Genomic DNA, 21809 nt, shown 5'->3' with positions numbered 1-21809 from the left:
GATTCAGTGGCGGACACGGGATTACATTTTCATGCCCTTGCCCGTTTTCTTCTGCGGCTTCTCCTGCTGCTGTTGCTGGCGGGCGTCCTTCGGGTTGGTCTGACCTTTCTGCAACGGCTCTCTCAGATTCTTTGTAGCCTCGTTGGTCTTGCCATCGTTGTTCACCGCCACCTGCGTGCGGCTCTCGTTGGACGGAGCAACCTGCTGTGCATTGTCAGGGTTCGTGTCGTAGCGGTACGGGCGTCCCTTCTCCGGGTTGAACTTGATATACATCGTGGCATGGAAGCCCTGCTTGTCGGTCACGTTCTCCAGCTTCACGGCTTTACCCGCCACATAGTCGGCTTTCTGCTGGTCGGTGAAGCTCACGCCGCTCCATTTGCTGATGGGGCGGATGCTGCCGTCCTCGTTCGTCCACGTGTTGCGGCGTTGCTCCTTCTTGGTCTGTGCGGCATTTTCCCCGCCCTGCGCCTGACTTTTCGATGTGTCGCCTTTGGTTTCCTGTGTCTGTGCGGTACGGGGCGACTTGCCGGTTCCCGGCACGAACTCCACGCCGCGCTGCTCCACGTTCACTTGCAGGGTGGTGACGAACTTTCTGCCGTCGTTGCGCTCGATGAGCTTGTCGCGTACGGGCAGTCCGGCGCGGAGCATGTCCCGCTCCTGCGTGGTGATTTCCGTCTTGCCGATGCGCTCCGGGATGCGCACCCTGCTTGCCGGAATGTCCGTGATTTCATTCGTCTTGCGGTCGATGCTGATGTAGGAGGGGATGATCTCGCCCGTTTCCCTGTCCACAATGTCCACGACCCTACCGAGATTGCCCGTTTCGCGGAGGTTCTTCCGGTCATTGTCGGAGAATTTGTGTTCCTTGTACTCATCCAGCTTCTGCTCCTTGCGGATGAAGTGCGGCACGAGGCTGATGTTTCCCTCACCGTCCTTCTTGAAGGAGAGGCGGGCGTCCAGCTCGAATGATTCGCCGCCGAAGGTCGGTTTGACCTTTACCAAGTCGGACTTGCCATAGTTGAGCATCTTCGTAAGGTCGCCGGACTTTTCAAGGTTGTCCCGCTTTACGCCCCATCTGTCCTCCAGCTCCTGCCAGTTGATTTTACTCTCGTCGATGGGCTGGTAGCCACGTTTGCCCTGCATCTGTTCGGATTTGTCCTGTTGCTGTTCTTTCCGTTGTTCCATGTTCTCCTGTTTTTGAGGTTCTTGTTTCTCTGTCTGTTGTGCTGCCATCTCTTCCTGCACCTTCTTCTCATAGTCGGAGGTGTCCACCTTGTGAGGGGCGAGCAGCTCCTTGTTCGCTTCGGGGTCTTTCAGCAGTTGCTTCATCACCTCTAAGAGATTTTCAGCTTGGTCTGCCGCAATGCGGTAGAAACCGAAGCGGCTGGGTTCCTTGCACTGCCGGAAGAAGTTCTTGAAGAAGTTGTCCAGCACGTCGCCATGTCGGTCGAATTGCAGGAAACTCTGCGCGTTCTCCGCTTTTGCGGGGGTGCGCTTGGGTGTGCCGTCCGCGTTCAGCCCGGCTACCACGCTGATCTCGCCTGTCTTCTCGTCACGGACTACCAGCACGTCCTTTTCGTCTTTTTTCTTTGCCATCTGAAAAATGTTTTAATGGGTTATTTATGAAAGAAATTATGGATACGAGCCTTGTAGAAGGCTATATCTTCCTTTTTGAAGTCCTTGATATGGTTGGAAAGGAATGTCAGCACGTCCTCCTCGCTGTAATAGGTCTTCTTGCCCAGCGTCTTGTAGGGCAATGCGCCTACGCTGCGGTAGCGTTGGAGGGTGCGTTTGCTTATCTGGAGCAACATGCACAAATCCTGATTGTCGAAAAGGCGGATGCTTTCCGTGATAGTGGGCTGTTTCCCCTCAGCCTTCATCGCCAGCAGCAGTTCGTCCTGACGGTCGAGCCGTTCCATCAGCTTCTGCATCCAGCCCTCGAAGTTGTTTCGTGTGAGCAGTTCCATGACCTATGTCCTCCTTCCTTTTGGTTTGCCGCCCGTGCGCAGCGTGTGGTTGTGGAACAGGGTGTCTATTGTCCCTTCCTCGTTCCTTACTGTGTTGTCCTCCAATAGCCGCAGTATCTCGGAAAGGCGGTAGCGGCAGCTTCCGCGTACCACCACATACTCGATACGGTGGTCGGTGCGCATACGCTGCATGGTGCGCTTGCTCACGTTGAGCATCTTCGCCGCCTGTGCCGTGTCAAGCAGCTTGTCTTCGGTTTCCCGCTTCCGTTTCTTCTCGTCCCTTGCCTCGCGGATGTACCCTGCGATGTTCGCAATCTGCGCCATCATCTCCTTGTAGGCGGAACTTTCCATTGTTATCACTTTCATGTTCAGTCCTTTCTTTTTGTTTCTGCGACAAAATTCGGCAATAAACAAAAGGGGCTTTAACAACTCACTACGTGACTCACGTAAGATTTTTGCGGAAGATGGCTCCGTAACCCGGTCAAACGGCGCAACAGGCAGCCTTTCAGCGGAAAACGATACGTCTTGTATGCCGTTTCGTTACCTTTGCGGCAAACTCTAAATGACATGAATATGGAAATAGTATCTATCGAGAAAAAGACTTTCGAGATGATGGTGGCGGCATTCGGCGCACTCTCGGAGAAGGTCGCCGCCCTGAGGCGCAAAAGCGACACGGGGCGCATGGAAAGATGGCTCACGGGCGAGGAGGTCTGCGGGCAGTTGAGAATAAGCCCGCGCACGTTGCAGACGCTGCGTGACAGGCGGCTTATCGGCTACTCGCAGATAAACCGCAGGTTCTATTACAAGCCAGAGGAGGTGAAGCGGCTGATACCGCTTGTCGGCACGCTCTATCCGCACGGCAGATGATTTGATTTATTCACCCACTGAATCCGAAGTTATGATGAACGAGAACAACGATGTTTTTACGATGGAAGACGAGCCGATAGCCTCTGTGGTGCAGGATATGCGCAAAGGCTCGAAATGGCTGTCCGCATTTCTGGAAAGCTACCGTCCTCCGCTGGACGGGGAACGTTACCTGACGGACGGCGAGGTGTCGGAACTGCTCCGTGTGAGCCGGCGCACCTTGCAGGAATACCGCAACAACCGCGTGTTGCCCTTCATACTTTTGGGAGGGAAGGTGCTTTACCCGGAAACGGGGCTGCGCGGGGTACTGGAAGCGAACTACCGCAAGCCGCTGGAGTGAGGCGGTTTCATGAAAAAGTAAACGGGTGACACCTTTTGTGGTGCTACCCGTTTACTTGTCTTATGGGGTATGTGCAATCAGCAATACCCGGCTTTTCCGTTCTGTATGAACATCACGTATGTCTGCCGTTTCTCTTGTGAGAGTGCCTTTCCCACCAGCCATGTGCGGAACAGGTGGGTGTTGTAGGTATTCACCCTGAAAGCGACCGGGATGATGATTTCAAGGGCGTACACGTCCGCGTGCAGCCCGTTTTCAAGCTGCATGTAGCGGCACACCTCGTAGTCGTTCAGCACGTCCGACTTGCGGACGGCTCTGATGGCGGCGTTCACTGCCGGGACGGTCGTATGGAACAATCCGGCTATTTCGGTGGCGGTCATCCACACGTCGTTACCGGTTACGCTGACTGCCTTGTCCTCGATGATGATTGTGTCACGTTTCATGGCTTTTCTTTTTAGATGGTGCAACCTGCAAATTCCTCGACGCCGTTCAATCTTGCGGCAAGGTTCTCCATGTCCTGATTGAGCTTCTCTTTGGTTATCTTTGCGTAAATCTGCGTCGTCTTTATGCTCTTGTGTCCGAGCATGGAGCTGACCGTTTCGATGGGAACACCGTTGGAGAGGAATATCGTCGTGGCTGCCGTGTGGCGGCTCTGATGCCACGTGATATGCTTGGTGATGCCGCAACGCTTGGCGACGGCACGGATACCGGCAAGGCACGTGTTATAATGCGGAACGGGAAATATCCTGCCGTCCCCGCACAGTCCCCGGTATTTGCCGATTATGCGGTTGGCGATGTCGAGCAGGCGGATGTTGGACACCACGCCCGTTTTCTGGCGGTTGATGTTTATCCACTCGTGTTCGTCGAAGTAGGTGCGGATATTCTCTTCCGTAAGGTTGCGCATATCCGCGAACGACAGCCCCGTGAAGGCGCAGAACAGGTAGAGGTCGCGGTACAATTCCTGTTTGGCGTTTTTCAGTTTCCCCTCCATCAGCAGGCGGATCTCATCTTTGGTCAGGAAACTGCGTGTTGTTTCCTCCTTCTTGATTTCATACTCGCGGAACGGGTCGCGCGTCAGCCACTCGTTGTTGATGGCGATGAATACCATCGTCCGTAACGGGCAGACGTACAGCCACACGGTATTGGTGCAGCAGTGCTTGTCCGTGCGCAGGAACATCTCGAAGTCGGAGATGAAAGCCGGGGTAAGCTCTTTTAGGGCGATGTCCTTCACATGGTAGCGGATGTCGAGGAACTCTTGCATGTGCTTGTAAACGGTGCGGTACTTCAGCAGCGTGCCTTTGGCTTTCATGCCTGCCTCCACCTGCTTCTCGTAGTCCTCGTTGTGCTGGCGGAACACCTGCATCAGCGTGTGGTAGCGGTGTTCCAGTCCGAGAAAGGCGTTCTTCACCTTCTCCGCCGTGACGAAGTTGTCACGCTCCATGATTTCCTGATAATGCCTGTTGATGCGTACCCGCATCTTGTCAAGCATACGGTTCGTTTCGAGTGCCGCCGTGCTTCTGCCCGTGACACGTCCACCTTTGGTGTCCCACAGTTTCGGATCGACAGTCAGTTTGCAGCTGAACTGTGTCTGGCTGCCGTCCACCGTGATGCGTCCCATGACGGGAACTGTCCCGTCCTTTTTCACTACCTGACGCTTGAGGTAGTAGATTACTGAAAATGTACTCTTCATTGTCCTTAATTTTTGGGTTTCAAAATTAGTTGGTGAAGAGTCCGGTGTTGGTACGCAAAACGGGGAGGAACGGCGCAATCTTTTTCCGTAACCTGATTTTTCGCATGAGTTATGGATAACTCACTATTCCTTAGAGCCTTGTTTCGCTATTCGTACCCGTTTGTCGCATTTTCGGGCATGGTTACGAACAAGTAACGTAGCGGCGTCAGGATTTGGCTTCGGCAGGGATTGTAATGGCTTCACGGATTATCGCCACTTCAACCAAAACCCTTGTAACTCAATTCTATCACTATATCTTTCCGCATTTCACTTTTTTGTAGTAACTTTGCAACCTAAAAGACCAAGAATGCCCTGCTAGCGGGATAGAAAGAGGAAAAAGGGTGAGTTCCTTTCTTTTTTCTTCTTTCAAAGAGAAGAGTCAACCGGTTAAAGGAATAAGAAAAAAATAAGTAAACCGGAGGCAGGAATAATAAATAATAAAGTAAACAGCTGCCAGGGTTAGTAATATTTCTAGTCAACACATAGCAGCTATTAGAGATAAACAAGTCAACCATTATTAGGGAAGTACATTTAGTACGTTTCATGTATTCGTTTCACGTGCGTGGACCGTTCGGTTCACGTACATGAACCCAATAGATCACGTACGTGGACTGATGGACCCATGTACGTGAAATGACTTCTTCTTACTGACAGAATACATTAATCTAACCTACATAATAGCCTAATGAACGGTTCTCCTACTATTAATCCCGGGTGGTTATCTTCCCCTTGTACGGATAAATGTTTGTGTATACTATAATAAAAGACAGGAGTTGCCTTAAGCAAACTTAAAGCAACTCCTGTCTTAACTATTTAAAAGTATAACTGATTAAAGTTCCAGTTCTTTCCGATCATTGCGGATAAATTCCAGCAACCGTTCCACCGCCTCTTCTTCGGGTATGTTTTTCTCTACGCAAACTTTACCTTTATAAAGGCTGATTTTTCCGCGTCCGGCACCTACATAGCCGTAGTCGGCATCCGCCATCTCACCGGGACCGTTGACGATACATCCCATGATGCCGATTTTCAAGCCTTTCAGATGTGAGGTAGCCGCCTTGATACGCGCAATTGTCTTTTCCAGATCATAAAGCGTACGACCGCAGCCCGGACAAGAAATATATTCCGTTTTAGAAGTACGGGTGCGTCCTGCCTGCAAGATACCGAAGGCAGTAGCATCTACTACCGCATGACTCAGACTTCCTTGATTGAACAGGAAAATCCCGTCACATAAACCGTCAAAAATCAATGCTCCCATATCAACGGCGGACTTAATCTGCAAATCTTCCGCCTCGTCCTCCGCATAATGCTGGAAGAAAACAACCGGATTCTCCAGACCTTCCGTCATAAGTTGATGCACCAATGCACGGTGCTCGCCCAGGCGATTCGGATGATTGCTCTGAGAAATAACCACAACTTCGGGATGCACCTTAAGACAGGCAATCACTTCATCCGTTTGCGCCATGTAAGGCATAAACAGGAATTTCAGTTCTGCACTGCACTCGCCCATCAACGGCAACTGCGCATGATTGAAAGCAGGCCATGTTCCGGCCTCCCCTTCCCATACATCGGCATCAAGGATATATTCCACTCCTTCTTCCCGCTGTTCGGGCAACGTTCTTCCGGCATAGATATAATCCGGAGTAAACTGCGGATTGACTTCCGTCTTCCCATCCATGCGGTCGGCAATAACGACAGGGAGATGTTCGCCCCCGATATTCCGCACTGCCCGCGTCTTGCGGCGCGAAGGAGAAAGATAATTAAATTCCGGTGCCTCCATACCCGGGATATACGGATGATCCTGCCTCAACAGAACATAATCCACCAGCTTGCGCGCTACGGGAATTTCCGCTTCGGGAGCCTCACTAAGCGACACACGAATCGTATCTCCCAATCCGTCACAAAGCAATGCACCGATGCCCAAGGCAGATTTTATACGTCCGTCTTCTCCGTCTCCGGCCTCCGTCACTCCAAGATGCAGGGGAAATGACATTCCCTCCTGTTCCATCACGGCAACAAGCAAGCGGACGGTCTTCACCATCACCACCGTATTGGAAGCCTTGATCGAAATCACCACATCCGTGAAATGTTCCGCCACACAGATACGCAGGAATTCCATACAGGATTCCACCATCCCTTCGGGAGTGTCTCCGTAGCGGGACATGATACGGTCGGACAGGGAACCGTGATTGACTCCGATGCGGATAGCCGTATGATTCTCCTTACAGATATTCAGAAACGGCACAAAACGGTCGTGAATCTTCTGTATCTCCTGCGCATACTCCTCGTCGGTATATTCCAGTTTCTTAAAAGTACGCGCTGCATCTACATAATTGCCCGGATTGATCCGTACCTTTTCTGCATATTGAGCTGCTACATCGGCCACTTTCGGATTAAAATGCACATCAGCCACCAACGGAACCATATATCCCTGACTTCGTAGCCCGATATTGATATTCATCAGATTTTCCGCTTCCTTGACACCCTGCGTGGTCAGTCGTACATACTCGCCGCCGGCATCGACGATGCGTTTGGCTTGTTCCACACAAGCTTCTGTATCCATAGTGGACGTGTTCGTCATCGACTGGATACGAATAGGATTGGGGCCACCCAAAGGTACAGCCCCAATATTTACTTCGGATGTTTCTCTTCGAAAGTAATTGAATAAATCCATCTTTTCAATTGACAATTGACAGTTGACAATTGACAATTGAGAATCGAGAATCAACAACAAGCTCAACAAAGCACCCACAGCGCCAGCCCATTGTCAATTGTCAATTGTCAATTGTCAATTAATTAGTTTTATATTCGAACTTCACTTCTTTCAGTTCTTCGTTTGCCTTTACGATTTTCTTTTTCAGTCCTTCTTTGTAAGCAGCAAAAGCCTCAGCCAATGCGGCATCGCTCAATGCAAGCATCTGAATGGCAAGGATAGCCGCATTCATCGCTCCATTGATAGCAACCGTAGCCACAGGAATGCCCGGAGGCATCTGAATGATGGAGTACAGAGCGTCTACACCATCGAGCACAGAGCCTTTTACAGGTACTCCGATCACCGGAAGCGTTGTGTTGGCTGCGATGACACCCGGAAGGGCGGCAGCCATTCCGGCAGCAGCGATGATTACTTTAATGCCACGGCTACGGGCATTTTTGGCAAACTCTTCCACAGCCTCCGGCGTGCGGTGAGCAGAAAGGGCGTTCATTTCGAACGGTACATGCATATCATTCAGCAGTTGCGCAGCCTTCTCCATAACAGGAAGGTCGGACGTGCTACCCATGATGATACTTACAATTGGAGTCATTTTCATCTAATCTAAAAGTTATTACATACATTCATTTACCTACCACCTCCCCCTATGGGGAGAGGCAGAAGTACTGCTTATTCAGTTTCAGCCGTTCACTACCGCCTTGTATGCTTCGGCATCGAGCAGGTCTTCCGCAGCACTGGCATCGGCAGGCTTCATCTTGATCAGCCAGCCTTCGCCGTAAGGGTCTTTGTTTACCAGCTCCGGATTTTCTTCCAAAGCTTCGTTCTGTTCGAGTATCTCGCCTGCCAACGGTAAGAAAAGATCGGAAATGGTCTTTACCACTTCAATCGTTCCGAAAGTTTCTCCGGCTTCCAACGTTTCTCCTACGGTAGGAATATCAACGAATACAATATCGCCCAGTTGTTCCTGTGCGTAATCTGTGATACCTACATAAGCGATGTCTCCTTCTACGCGAATCCACTCGTGTTCATTCGTGTACTTCAAGTTCTGTGGAAAGTTCATAATAATTAGTTTTTAGGATTTATATTGTTTTTAAAATAAAAATACTCTGAATATAAGGTTGTACGCCGGATGGAGTATCAAAAAAGAGCAGACCAGCCCGACTACAAAACCGGAAAGGACCTCGCCCAAGGTGTGATGCCCCAGCACAATCCGCGCCGAGCCCAGTATGCCTGCAATCAGAATAAACAGGCACAACCACACTACCGGATTATAGCTGAACAGCGCACTGAACGAAACCAGTCCGCCGATAATACCGCCCATCCCCGCCATGTGTTCGCTCAGTTTCCATTTCAGATTGACCAGAATGCAGATGATCGATATCACCAGGGAAACAAAAATGATTCCGGTCATATACCAGGGAATATTCAGTTTCCGCATCATCAGCAGGCAGAACACATACGAGATGATAGTCAGCAGGATAGGTACATAACGTTTCTTACGCTCACTCAGTTCCTGACGGGCAAACCCATTGATCTTCCGGAACAGGAAAATGGTGATGGTGGGCGTCAGTATGGTGAAGCAGTAAACGATTCCCAACACAATTCCCTTATAAAGTATCGGCATGATACGGAGATAAGAAAACAGGAATAACACCAGAAACGCCAGAAACGGTATAGAAAATGGAGTAAACACGATGGAGGTGATCCGTGCCACCCGCAACATTGTTTTATCCGCTATGATATGCTCTTTTTCTTTATCCATCAGCACCTAATACTTAATACTTTATAGTTAATACTTTAAACTCACTTTCTCAGTCTTGCCACCGGTATATTCAACTGCTGACGGTATTTCGCCACCGTACGGCGGGCGATAGGATAGCCTTTTTCCTTCAGGATATCCGCCAGTTCGTCATCTGTCAGCGGTTTCTTTTTGTCTTCTCCGTCAATGCATTCTTTCAGAATCTTACGTATCTCGCGTACGGACATTTCCTCTCCGTCTTCCGTCGTATAGCCATCGCTGAAGAAGAATTTAAGCGGATAGATGCCGAAGTTGGTCTGTACGTATTTGCTGTTGCTGACACGGGAAATCGTAGAGATATCCAGTCCGGTACGTTCTGCCACATCTTTGAGAATCATCGGTTTCAGCAATGACTCGTCGCCTTCGAGGAAGAAAGGACGCTGCAAGTCGATAATCGCCTGCATGGTAGTCATCAATGTATTCTGCCGCTGCTTCACCGCATCGATAAATCCTTGTGCCGCATCCATCTTCTGTTTCAGGAACATCATGGCTTCTTTCGACTCTTTGGACTGGTTCGCCTTATTTTTGGTATGCTCCTCCACCATCTCGGTAAAGTCGCGGCTCATCCGGAGTTCGGGAACATTGCGGTTATTCAGGCTTACGTTAATCGTTCCGTCATCGTAGGTATCCACCAGAAAATCGGGAACAATCTGCTGAAGGTTTCTTCCGATGGTTTCTCCGAGCGAAGCACCCGGACGGGGATTCAACTTGGTTATTTCGGCAATCGCCTCATTGAAAGTCTCTTCTCTGACATCCAGTTTCTTAATGATTTTCTCCCAGTGCTTCCGGGTAAATTCTTCATAACAGTCACTGATGATGCGCTCTTCCAGGTTCAATATCGGTGACGGCTTCTTCTCTTCGCTCTTCTTGCGCAGAATCTGTATCATCAGACATTCCTGAAGGTTGCGTGCTCCGATACCTGCCGGGTCAAAATCCTGCAGGATGCACAGAGCCTCTTCCAGTTCTTCTTCCGTAGATTCGATACCGGCGTAGATAGCCAGTTCGTCACAGATACTTTCCAGCGATTTACGGAGCAGTCCGTCATCGTCCAGCGAACCGATCAGATATTCCACCAGTTCGCACTGGTGCTCGGTCAGGTTACGTTCACGGAGTTGTTCTTTCAGGATTTCATAAAAAGAGGTGGCGTCGGAGAAAGGAATATCTTCCGCCTGCTCGTCCCTCGAGCGGTTGTTTTCCTGCAATTTATAGTCGGGGATATCGTCTTCGGTGAGATAATCACTTAAAGAATCATAATCATTGGCATCGTTATCCATGCCTTCTTTCGGACTGACGCCATCGGCATATTCATCTGTAGCAGCGTCTTCTTTGCCTTCTTCAAGCGCCGGATTTTCCAATAGTTCAGCATGGATACGGTCTTCCAGCTCGACTGCGGGAAGCTCCAACAACTTCACGACCAGAATCTGCTGTGGCGAGAGCGTTTGTATCTGCTGTTGCGCCTGCGATTGTATTTGACGGGAACCTTGTGCCATATTCGTTTTTGCTTTCTACTGTTTCTCGCTACAAAAGTAACTTTTTAACGAGAGATTACACAGATTAGTGGGATTATTTTTAATCCTATCACAGTAATTTATAAATTAAACAAATATTTATTCTATGAAGTTCATTATACTTTTGTAAATTAGTATTATCTTTGAACAGTTGATTAAAAAAAACAGGCATGACAAATATCACCTTTATTGACCTTGAAATTAATCCAACTAATCGTCAGATTTTGGATATAGGAGCTATTCGCCATGACGGAGCTTCTTTTCATTGCAACTCGCCCAAAGATTTGATGCAATTCATTGCACAAACAGAATATATAGGCGGACATAACATCTTGAATCATGATCTTCAATATATTTCGCCTTTATTTGCGCAAGTCGGATACAAACACCCCAAAGTAATAGACACTCTCTATCTCTCGCCTTTATTATTTCCGGCAAGACCTTACCATCATTTATTGAAAGACGACAAATTACAAACAGAAAGCCTCAGCAACCCACTAAATGATTCAATCAAAGCACAAGAGCTATTCCTCTCTGAGGTAGAAGCATTTAATTGTCTGGACAAAGATTTAAAGGATATCTATTTTGCACTATTATATCATACCAAAGAGTTCGGTTACTTTTTTGATTATATTACTTATAACTACGAAAAGCAGCAGGAGGATTTAGATGCTATCATAAACCGCAGATTTGACGGTGATTTATGTAAGTATGCCCCACTTACAAACTATATCAACCAATCTCCTGTCGAATTAGCTTATTGCCTTGCCCTAATCAATTGTAAAGATCGCTACTCTATTACCCCACCTTGGGTACTGCATTCGCACCCGAAAGTAGAGTCAATCATGTATGCATTACGTAATACTCCTTGCTTGACTGGATGTGATTTTTGTAATCAGGTTTTTGACGCACATAAAGGATTAAAAACTTTCTTTGGTTTTGATTCTTATCGAACTTACAACAATCAATCTTTGCAAGAAGACGCAGTAAAAGCTGCTTTAAAAGGTAAATCACTCCTCGCAATCTTCCCTACAGGAGGAGGAAAATCTATCACTTTTCAAGTCCCGGCATTAATGAGTGGAGAATTAGTTAAAGGACTCACAGTAGTTATTTCTCCTCTACAGTCTTTAATGAAAGATCAAGTGGACAACCTACGAAAATATTCCATTACAGATGCAGTCACTATCAATGGTTTGCTTGATCCTATAGAACGTTCTGAATCTTTTGAAAGAGTTGAAAACGGAACTGCTTCCATTCTTTATATATCTCCCGAATCATTACGGTCAAAATCAATTGAAAGATTATTATTGGGACGTAAAATTGTTCGTTTTGTAATTGATGAAGCACATTGTTTTTCTTCATGGGGACAAGATTTCCGTGTTGACTATCTCTACATAGGTGATTATATCAGACAACTACAACTGAAAAAAGGTTTGGTACAACCAATACCCGTCTCTTGTTTCACAGCAACAGCCAAACAGGAAGTGATTGAGGATATTTCCATTTATTTCAAAGAAAAGCTAAATATACAGTTAGAATTATTTCGCTCCAACAGTTACCGGACCAACCTTGAATATCAAGTATTCCAAAAAAGTCAGCAAGAAGAGAAATATACGTGTCTAAGGGAGATTATTGAGTTAAAGAAATGCCCGACAATTATTTATGTAGCACGCACAAGAACAGCTTCCACCCTCGCAGCGCGTTTAAAGCAAGACGGTTTTTCCGTTAGAGCTTTCCATGGAAAAATGGACATTAAGGATAAAACAGAAAACCAAAACGATTTCATCTCCGGCATCGTACAAATTATGGTAGCCACTTCTGCTTTCGGAATGGGAGTAGACAAAAAAGATGTAGGACTCGTAGTCCATTATGAAATATCCGATTCACTTGAGAATTATGTACAGGAATCGGGCAGAGCTGGCCGAGACGAGAATATCGAAGCCTCTTGTTATATTCTTTTTGACGAAGAAGATTTAACAAAGCATTTCATCCTGCTTAATCAAACGAAGTTACATATCGGAGAAATACAACAGGTCTGGAAAGCTATAAAAAATAACACTCGCTTGCGCCCGACTGTTTCGCAGTCAGCTTTAGAGATAGCTCGTAGAGCCGGATGGGATGAGAATGTCACCAACATAGAAACTCGTGTGACCACGGCCATAGCAGCACTTGAAGAATCCGGATATTTACGCCGTGGACAAAATATTCCACGTGTATTTGCCGACAGTATATTGGCAAATACAGTTCAGGAAGCTATTGATAAAATTAACCTGTCTCCTCGCTTCAATGAAAAACAAAAAACGCAAGCTATTCGCATCATTAAAAAGCTCATATCAACCAAAAGTCGAAAGTATGCAAATGATGAAGCACCGGAGGCCCGTATTGATTATATCTCCGATCATTTAGGTATCCCCAATGATGAAGTCATCCAGATAATAACTTTACTCCGTGACGAAAAGATATTGGCTGACAATCAGGATCTCACTGCTTATATAATCAAAAAAGAGCAGCGAAACCGTTCTCTTGAAATCACCAGACTATACAACTGTTTGGAAGATTTCCTCCTCACACAGTTTAATGAAGAAGAGAAGTTATTTAACTTGAAAGAATTACGTGAACAAGCAGAAATTGAAATAAAAAAAGAGATTAGTCTTGACAAATTAAAAACACTCATAAATTTCTGGTGTGAAAAGAACTGGATTATACGTTCACACAAAGATGATAATAGAAACTATCGTGCTATTTATCGGTGTTCATCCTCCAGTACTTCATTTGATAAAAAAACAAAGGACAGACATCTTTTATCCGAGTTTATAATAAATTACCTATATGAAAAAACTGAATCAGAAACTGGTTCAGCTAAAAGAGATGAAATTCTCGTTGAATTTTCCGTAGTAGAATTAAAAGAAAGCTATGAAAAACAACAAGTATTGTTTCAAGAACTGACTACTCTCGAAGATATAGAAGATACGCTTTTTTACCTTTCCCGGATAGGAGCTCTGCAAATAGAAGGTGGATTTCTAGTCATATACAACCGAATGACGATTAAACGATTGGGAGACACAAATATACGGTATAAGCAGGACGATTATCGCAAACTAGAAAAATTCTATAGTAACAAAACACAAAAGATTCACATTGTAGGAGAATATGCACGAAAAATGAGCCAAAACAACCAAGAAGCACAGCGATTCGTTGATGACTATTTCAGGTTGAACAATATGTCTTTCATTCAAAAATATTTTCCAGGAGGACGAAAAGAAGAGATTAGCAGACGAATCACTCCAACCAAATACAAGCAATTGTTCGGAGAGCTATCCGAAAGCCAACTAAATATTATTAATGACAATCAGCCGGGACACATTGTTGTCGCAGCTGGTCCGGGAAGTGGCAAAACCCGTTTACTCGTACATAAACTGGCTTCTCTGTTATTAATGGAAGACGTAAAACATGAACAGTTACTCATGCTTACCTTCTCACGAGCAGCAGCTAGTGAATTCCGAAAAAGGCTTCATGATTTAATAGGAAATGCAGTAGGTTACATTGAAATAAAGACCTTTCACTCCTATTGTTTCGACTTATTAGGCAAACTAGGTTCGATTGAGAAATCAGAATCTGTCATTAAAGATACAATAGACAAAATCAAGAATGATGAAGTTGAAATAAGCCGTATCACCAAAAGCGTACTTGTAATTGATGAAGCACAAGATATGACAGAGGATGAATTCAATCTCATTACTGCTCTTATAGATAAAAATGAAACTCTAAAGGTCATAGCTGTAGGAGATGATGATCAAAACATCTATTCCTTTCGTAAATCAGACTCCAAATATATGCAATACCTCATCAGCAAATACCAAGCACGCTTTTATGAGTTATATGAAAACTTCAGAAGTAAAAGCAATCTTGTGACATTCGCAAATTCATTTGTCAATCAAATACCTCATCGGATGAAGCACAATCCTATTGTCTCTCATCAACCGGAGAATGGTTCGCTTCGTATCACCTACTACCCATCAAACAATTTAATTATTCCTTTAATAAAGGATGTAGTTGAAAGCCCGCTTGCAGGCACGACTGGTGTACTCACCAAAACAAACGAAGAAGCAGTTTTTATATCATGCCTCTTACAGGAACAGGGTATAGCCACCAAACTAGTTCAAACGAATAGCAGTAATTTTTATTTAGGCGATTTAAATGAAATCCGCTATTTCACCCAAGTACTAAATCTTACTAAGGATACCCATATTATCGACAATGAACGATGGGAAGTAGCTAAGAGAAAGCTGAAATACGAATTCGGCAATACTTCTTCGTGGGAAATATGTCGTTCCATCATACTTACTTTCGAACAAATCTACTCCCGAAAGTATTTGTCGGACTGGAAAACCTATCTATTTGAATCCAATCTAGAAGACTTTTATTCAGCTCAAGGTGAAACAGTTATTGTCTCCACCATCCACAAAGCAAAAGGAAAGGAGTTCGACAATGTCTTTTTACTCCTTAACAATGGTAACTCACTCTCAGATGAAAAGAAACGTGAAATATATGTTGCCATCACTCGTGCAAAACAAAACATATCTATCCATCTAAATGGACATTATTTTAATAATATTGTCAATGGACTAACAGAAATTCGGACTGACAACAATCAATATCCTATACCTCAAAGACTATGTTATTTATTAACTCACAAAGATTTAAATCTAGACACATTTATTTCCTCATATTGTCAGGCCGCTATATATAATCTAAAAAGTGGAATGCCTTTACAGCTAAAAGCAAATGGCTGTACAGACTTTCATGGTAACGAGATATTACGTTTCTCCAGAAAATTCCAAAATACACTTGAAGAGTTAGATAAAAAAGGATATAGACTTAAAGAGGCAGCTGTCAACTTCGTAGTATATTGGGAAAGACGGAAAGACAAACAAGAGGTTAAGATTGTATTACCTAAAATCATTGTAGAAAAGAACACAGATTGATAAGAGATTAAATCTTAATTTACAACAAATTAAGTTCAAAATCACTGTTATCTACTTTGCTTTAATGTTAAATATCAGTATCAATTAATAAAAAGAAAAGCCAGCACTTGAGCATGATACTAAATTTAGTATCTTTGCATAAACCATTATACATTATGGGTACAAAAGAAAAGCTAATAGAACGTTTCCTTACATTGCCTAAGAACTTCACTTACGATGAAGTAAAACGGTTATTTGGGTTATTTGGTTATAGTGAAGGAAAAAAAGGAAATACTTCTGGTTCACGGGTTGAATTTATAAGCGCTGATAACAAAAGCTCGTATATCATGCATAAGCCGCATCCGTCTAATATTATTAAAGGATACGTGATGAAGCAGTTACTTGCTTATATCCGTGAGAACAAGCTGATTGAGAAATATGAACAAAGTAAAGAATAAAGTAATTATGGGACAGTTAAAGTACAAAGGTTACGCTGGTAGCGTAGAATACAACGAAGAAGATAATTGCCTGTTCGGTAAAGTTCTCGGTCTTAAAAAAGATTGCATCACTTACGAAGGTGAAACCATCAGTGAATTAAAGAGTGACTTTGAAGGGGCTATTGACGACTATTTGGCAAGTTGCAAAGATCGTGGAGTGGAGCCAAGTAAACCGTATAGTGGAAAATTAGTCCTACGTATGCCTTCCGACCTGCACGGAATGGTAGCAACAGCCGCCGCTAACGCAGGTACTACTATTAATGAATTTATCAACAGAGCTGTAACAAAGGAATTAGAAAAAGAATTTTCTATGTAAGTCGTAGCTTAATTGTCACTTGTTGATTATGTAATATTTCATTCTTTATTATATCTTTGTTGCACGAACTTAAAAATTAGGACAGTATGTTTGCCAAAGAGACGTATATGCAGCGCAGAGCCCTGCTGAAAAAGAATTTAGGCTCCGGAGTTTTGTTATTTCTGGGAAATGACGAGTGCGGGCTGAATTATGAGGATAACACGTTCCGTTATCGTCAGGACTCCACTTTTCTTTATTATTTCGGTCTTTCGTGTGCCGGACTTTCGGCCATCATCGATATTGACGAAGACAAAGAAATTATTTTCGGTGACGAATTATCCATCGATGCCATCGTATGGATGGGCTCACAGCCTACGTTACGCGAAAAATGCGAACGTGTCGGCATCAGGGAAATGATGGCTTCCGCCGATATCGTCGGCTATCTGCACAAATGCGTCCAGAGTGGAAAAGCAATTCATTATCTTCCTCCCTACCGCCCCGAACATAAACTGAAACTGATGGACTGGCTCGGAATACCACCTGCACGTCAGGAAGGTTCCGTACCTTTCATCCGTGCCGTCATAGCTCAGCGCAACTACAAGTCGGCGGAAGAAATCGTAGAAATAGAAAAAGCCTGTGACGTGACTGCCGATATGCACATCACCGCCATGAAGGTGCTTCGTCCGGGAATGTACGAATATGAAGTAGTAGCGGAAATGAATCGCGTGGCAGAGTCCAACAACTGCGAACTGTCGTTTGCAACGATCGCCACCATCAACGGGCAGACGCTGCACAACCATTATCACGGAAATAAAGTGAAACCGGGCGATCTGTTCCTGATTGACGCAGGTGCGGAAGTCGAGTCGGGTTATGCAGGCGATATGTCGTCAACGATTCCTGCGGATAAGAAATTTACAACCCGCCAGCGCGAAGTTTACGAAATCCAGAATGCGATGCATCTGGAATCTGTCAAGGCGCTTCGTCCGGGCATTCCTTATATGGATGTATACGAATTGTCCGCCCGCGTCATGGTAGACGGCATGAAAACTCTCGGACTAATGAAAGGAAATACGGAAGATGCTGTCCGCGAAGGCGCGCATGCCCTGTTCTATCCGCACGGATTAGGACACATGATGGGACTGGATGTTCACGATATGGAAAATCTGGGTGAGATATGGGTAGGATACAACGGTCAGCCGAAGAGCACGCAGTTCGGACGCAAGTCGCAACGCCTCGCCATTCCACTGGAACCGGGATTCGTACATACCGTAGAACCGGGCATTTACTTCATCCCCGAACTGATCGATATGTGGAGAGCAGAAAAGAAGTTCACCGATTTTATCAATTACGACAAAGTGGAAAATTACAAAGACTTCGGCGGTATCCGCAACGAAGAAGATTATCTCATCACGGAGACAGGTGCCCGCCGACTCGGCAAGAAAATTCCGCTGACACCCGAAGAAGTGGAAGCTTTAAGATAACCCCTGCTTTATTCACAGATGGCGCCGGAATTCACATAAAACGATAAATGCCTGTACTACAACAAGTATAGGCATTTATTATTTCAAGGGGACGGTCATATTTTTAAGTATTAGTGTCAAAATTCTTATGTCTATCCAAGACAATAAGCACTATATTTGCAAGTATCCCCCATCATAACAAACTATTAATACTTTAAACTAATGGCACGAACTACTTTGTTACTTTTATCTATTCTTTTTCTGCTGCCCACGAATGCAGCAATCAAAAAACTACAGGTTGAATATCTGACCAATCCTATCGGGCTGGACATAACAGCTCCCCGATTCAGCTGGCAACTAGAGTCAGCGGAAAGAGGAGTCAGACAAACAGCCTATCAAATCACGGTAGCGACCGATGCAGCCTGTCTAAATCCGGTCTGGACTTCCGGAAAGGTGGCATCTGACGAATCATTGCACATCTGTTATGCAGGACCGGCTCTCACCCCTTCCACCCGCTATTATTGGAAAGTAACCGTGTGGAACAACAAAACCGGAGAAGAGACTTCGACGGAAAAGGCTTTCTTCGAAACAGGACTGCTGTCCGACGGATGGTCGGGAGCGCAATGGATCAAGGCAACTCAAATAAACAAGAATTCCAAAATCAATCCGGAAGACAAGAAACAGACAAAGGCACGAATGCTGCTGGAAATGGATGTCACACTGACTTCCGGCAACGCATCCGTTCTTTTCGGCGCACGCGATGCTTCCAACGTATTCATGTGGTCTGTCAATACGCTGGACAATGAAAAAGAACCTTTGATCAGAAGACATATTTATGACAGGGGACGCCTGCAAAGTTCGGATACTCCGATCGGCAAATTCTTCACTAAATCCGACTTGCTGAATAAAGAACACCATCTGGCAATCGAAGCAAAAGATGGAGTGGTCAAGACTTATATTGACAAGGTACTGGTGGATACCTATACCGACACCGATTCCAAACTATCAAATGGATATATCGGCTTCCGGGCATTCAGAGGAAATAACACCAACGAAACGGCCATGTTTGACAATATCGTACTGACAGAGTACGAACAGAAAGGCGACAAGGAAGAAGCCAAAGTCGTTCTGAAAGAGGATTTCGAGAAACCTCAGTCCGCTTTTGAAGGCGGAGAAATCGTATCTGTGGGAGGTAATCGTAAACTGAATATGGTTTCCGGTTCCGGCGATTATCGGGTATTGCAGGTTGACATGAGCGGAGTACCCATGTTCCGTAAAGAATTCAAGGCAAAAAAGAAGATTGCATCCGCCCGCATCTACAGTTCGGCTCTAGGCGTCTATGATTTGTTTATCAACGGACAACGGGTAGGAAACAAGATGGAAGACGGCAGCATACGCTATGACGAATTGAAGCCGGAATGGACGGATTTCAGCAAAACAGCCCACTATCAGACGTATGACATCACCGATTTGCTCCGGAAAGGAGAAAACGCAGTCGGCGCCCAGGTATCCTCCGGCTGGTGGAACAGTGACGTCTGCCACGGAGAGTATGGCAGTCACGAAGTAGGATTCATCGCAAAGATATTACTGAAATATACGGACGGCACTTCGGAAACGGTAGTAACGGACCTTTCCTGGCTGTCATCCATGGACGGTGCCATACGAATGGGAGACATCTACCACGGAGAAACTTATGACGCCCGAAAAGAAAGTGGATGGACGAAGCCCGGATATAATACTGCCAACTGGAACAAGACGGCTGTCAATCCTCATTTCAAAGGAGAGTTAATCGCCTTTGCCGGTCCCACCGTTCAGGTACGTCCGCATCTGAGCCGTATCCCTTTGTCCACTACTGTTTACCAAGGTGAAAAAGACGGTAAAATCAATGTAGTGAGTGTTACGGACAAACCGGCTCCTATCCGGCTAAAGAAAGGGGAAACGGCCGTCTACAACTTAGGTCAGAACATGGTCGGCTGGGTTCGGTTCAAAGTAAAAGGTGCATCGGGAACGGAGATGAAACTCCGTTTCGGCGAGATGCTGAACGACACGGGAGATAAATCACGCGGAGACGACGGCCCTGCCGGAAGTATATATACCGCCAACCTCAGAAGTGCAAAAGCAACATTGAAGTATATCCTGAAAGGAAGCAAGGAAGGCGAATCATTCCATCCGTCCATGACCTTCTTCGGTTTTCAGTATTGTGAGATAACGGCAAGTGAAGACATCGAGGTACTTTCCCTGATAGGGGAAGTGGTCGGTTCCGCTACCGAAGAGGGAGCTTCGTTTGTCACCAGCAGCCGGTCAATCAATCAGTTATACAGCAATGTCATGTGGGGACAAAGAGGCAACTATCTGAGCATCCCTACCGACTGCCCGCAAAGAGACGAACGTCTGGGCTGGACCGGAGACACACAAGTGTTCTGCCGTGCCGCTTCTTATAATGCGAACGTATCCGCCTTCTTCGAAAAATGGATGAGAGATATGCGTGACGGTCAGCGAAGTGACGGCGCCTATCCGGATGTAGCCCCACACTCATGGGTAGGCTACGGACAGGCAGCCTGGGCTGATGCCGGTATCATCGTTCCCTGGACTATCTATCTGATGTACGACAACAAAAAGATATTGCAGGACAATTATGCATCTATGGAGAAATACATGGAGTTCCTGTCCCATCAAAAAGGAGACGGTTATAACTATAACGGTGCCGGAACAAATTATGGCGACTGGCTATCGTACGAAGATACCGAACGCCGCTATGTCAGTGTATGCTACTACGCATATACGGCACAATTGATGGCCAAAATTTCGGAAGCATTGAAAACGGACGACTGTGATGCCTACGCCTCCAAAGCAAAGGCTTACAGAAAGCTGGCACAGGAAATCAAGAAAGAATTCCAGACACGCTACATCGATGCAGACGGAGATTTGAAACAAAAGAGCCAGACGGCCTATCTGCTTGCCTTGAAACTGGATTTATTCCCGACAGAAGAAGCACGTAAGAAAGGAGTGGAAACACTGGTCCGCAAGATTGCCGGCAACGGTAACCGCCTGAGCACAGGATTCGTGGGTACAGCCATCCTGAATCAGACATTAAGCCAGTTCGGAGAATCAAATACGGCTTACGATCTACTGCTGCAACGGAACAACCCTTCCTGGCTGTATAGCATAGACCAGGGAGCAACCACTATCTGGGAACGCTGGGATTCGTATACCAAAGAGAAAGGTTTTGGCCCCGTATCGATGAACTCGTTCAATCATTACTCGTATGGAGCAGTCTCCGAATGGATGTACCGCACAATGGGCGGTATAGATATCGACGAAACACGTCCGGGATTCAAGCACATCGTATTACAGCCGGTTCCAGACAACCGTCCGGAAGTTGCCGCCGGTCAGGAACGGATTGACTGGGTAAATGCTTCGTTCCCTTCCTGTTATGGAGATATAAAGAGCAGCTGGAAAAAAGAAAATGACGGAACAGTTTCTTACCAAGTGACGATACCTGCCAACACCACCGCCACTCTTCACTTACTATTACCTACTCTCGACTATGTAGTAGAAGAAAGCGGAAAAACTGCCGTGAAAGCGGAAGGAGTTTCTTCGGTTACTTTCATGAATGGAAAGGCAGTATTAGAACTACAGTCCGGTACATATCAGTTTGTGGTTAAAAAGGAAAACAAATAGACAGA

At 45.8% G+C, this 21809-nt stretch carries 17 protein-coding genes; 7 read left to right on the top strand and 10 right to left on the bottom strand.

Features of this window, described 5'->3' with window-relative positions:
- Positions 1-21 precede the first annotated feature (21 nt).
- Genes NBH01_RS14985 through NBH01_RS14975 form a run of 3 tightly spaced genes read right to left on the bottom strand, consistent with a single transcriptional unit; the run spans position 22 to position 2393 of the window.
- The gene (locus NBH01_RS14985) at positions 22-1593 is read right to left on the bottom strand and encodes a DUF3945 domain-containing protein (RefSeq protein ID WP_004291455.1); all 1572 of its coding nucleotides are present in this window, start codon (positions 1591-1593) and stop codon (positions 22-24) included.
- 20 nt (positions 1594-1613) lie between these two features.
- The gene (locus tag NBH01_RS14980; protein WP_004291454.1) at positions 1614-1964 is read right to left on the bottom strand and encodes a helix-turn-helix domain-containing protein; all 351 of its coding nucleotides are present in this window, start codon (positions 1962-1964) and stop codon (positions 1614-1616) included.
- A gap of 3 nt (positions 1965-1967) precedes the next feature.
- Complete coding sequence (locus NBH01_RS14975) at positions 1968-2393, bottom strand: helix-turn-helix domain-containing protein (RefSeq protein WP_004291432.1); 426 nt, start codon at positions 2391-2393, stop codon at positions 1968-1970.
- A 138-nt stretch (positions 2394-2531) separates the two neighbouring features.
- Here NBH01_RS14975 and NBH01_RS14970 point away from each other — a divergent pair, with 138 nt between their 5' ends.
- Positions 2532-2831, top strand: a complete 300-nt coding sequence (locus NBH01_RS14970; protein WP_004291426.1) for a helix-turn-helix domain-containing protein — start codon at positions 2532-2534, stop codon at positions 2829-2831.
- A 31-nt stretch (positions 2832-2862) separates the two neighbouring features.
- The gene (locus NBH01_RS14965; protein ID WP_004291424.1) at positions 2863-3168 is read left to right on the top strand and encodes a helix-turn-helix domain-containing protein; all 306 of its coding nucleotides are present in this window, start codon (positions 2863-2865) and stop codon (positions 3166-3168) included.
- Between the two features lie 77 nt (positions 3169-3245).
- Here the strand turns inward: NBH01_RS14965 and NBH01_RS14960 are convergent, their stop codons facing one another.
- From NBH01_RS14960 to rpoN, 7 genes are all read right to left on the bottom strand, one after another.
- On the bottom strand, positions 3246-3608 hold the full coding sequence (locus NBH01_RS14960; RefSeq protein WP_004291423.1) for a hypothetical protein: 363 nt from the start codon (positions 3606-3608) through the stop codon (positions 3246-3248).
- An 11-nt stretch (positions 3609-3619) separates the two neighbouring features.
- Complete coding sequence (locus NBH01_RS14955) at positions 3620-4855, bottom strand: site-specific integrase (protein ID WP_004291422.1); 1236 nt, start codon at positions 4853-4855, stop codon at positions 3620-3622.
- Between the two features lie 868 nt (positions 4856-5723).
- Positions 5724-7565, bottom strand: a complete 1842-nt coding sequence (locus tag NBH01_RS14950) for a 4-hydroxy-3-methylbut-2-en-1-yl diphosphate synthase (protein ID WP_011108331.1) — start codon at positions 7563-7565, stop codon at positions 5724-5726.
- 118 nt (positions 7566-7683) lie between these two features.
- Positions 7684-8193, bottom strand: coding sequence for a 5-(carboxyamino)imidazole ribonucleotide mutase (purE, locus tag NBH01_RS14945; protein ID WP_008763604.1), 510 nt, complete (start codon positions 8191-8193; stop codon positions 7684-7686).
- Positions 8194-8280: 87 nt separating this feature from the next.
- The gene (gene gcvH / locus NBH01_RS14940) at positions 8281-8661 is read right to left on the bottom strand and encodes a glycine cleavage system protein GcvH (RefSeq protein ID WP_008765165.1); all 381 of its coding nucleotides are present in this window, start codon (positions 8659-8661) and stop codon (positions 8281-8283) included.
- 30 nt (positions 8662-8691) lie between these two features.
- Positions 8692-9363 (bottom strand): hypothetical protein, encoded by a 672-nt coding sequence (locus NBH01_RS14935; RefSeq protein ID WP_008763602.1) that lies wholly within the window; start codon positions 9361-9363, stop codon positions 8692-8694.
- Between the two features lie 41 nt (positions 9364-9404).
- A complete protein-coding gene (rpoN, locus tag NBH01_RS14930; RefSeq protein ID WP_250700166.1) occupies positions 9405-10889 on the bottom strand; it encodes an RNA polymerase factor sigma-54 in 1485 nt (494 codons plus the stop codon).
- A 188-nt stretch (positions 10890-11077) separates the two neighbouring features.
- Here rpoN and NBH01_RS14925 point away from each other — a divergent pair, with 188 nt between their 5' ends.
- The 5 genes from NBH01_RS14925 to NBH01_RS14905 all read left to right on the top strand — a co-directional run bounded on the left by NBH01_RS14925 (position 11078) and on the right by NBH01_RS14905 (position 21804).
- Complete coding sequence (locus NBH01_RS14925; protein ID WP_022470792.1) at positions 11078-15892, top strand: RecQ family ATP-dependent DNA helicase; 4815 nt, start codon at positions 11078-11080, stop codon at positions 15890-15892.
- 155 nt (positions 15893-16047) lie between these two features.
- Entirely contained in the window at positions 16048-16329 is a 282-nt protein-coding gene (locus tag NBH01_RS14920; protein WP_008763600.1) for a type II toxin-antitoxin system HicA family toxin, read from the top strand.
- Between the two features lie 7 nt (positions 16330-16336).
- On the top strand, positions 16337-16684 hold the full coding sequence (locus tag NBH01_RS14915) for a type II toxin-antitoxin system HicB family antitoxin (RefSeq protein ID WP_008763599.1): 348 nt from the start codon (positions 16337-16339) through the stop codon (positions 16682-16684).
- Between the two features lie 86 nt (positions 16685-16770).
- Positions 16771-18144, top strand: a complete 1374-nt coding sequence (locus NBH01_RS14910; protein ID WP_016269903.1) for an aminopeptidase P family protein — start codon at positions 16771-16773, stop codon at positions 18142-18144.
- Positions 18145-18345: 201 nt separating this feature from the next.
- Complete coding sequence (locus tag NBH01_RS14905; protein WP_234141236.1) at positions 18346-21804, top strand: glycoside hydrolase family 78 protein; 3459 nt, start codon at positions 18346-18348, stop codon at positions 21802-21804.
- The last annotated feature ends 5 nt before the right edge of the window (positions 21805-21809 follow it).

The organism is Bacteroides sp. B1-V-101 (assembly GCF_023656585.1).
GTDB lineage: Bacteria > Bacteroidota > Bacteroidia > Bacteroidales > Bacteroidaceae > Bacteroides > Bacteroides thetaiotaomicron.
Note: the sequence above shows the minus strand (reverse complement) of the source record. Positions and strands in the feature narration are given on the sequence as shown.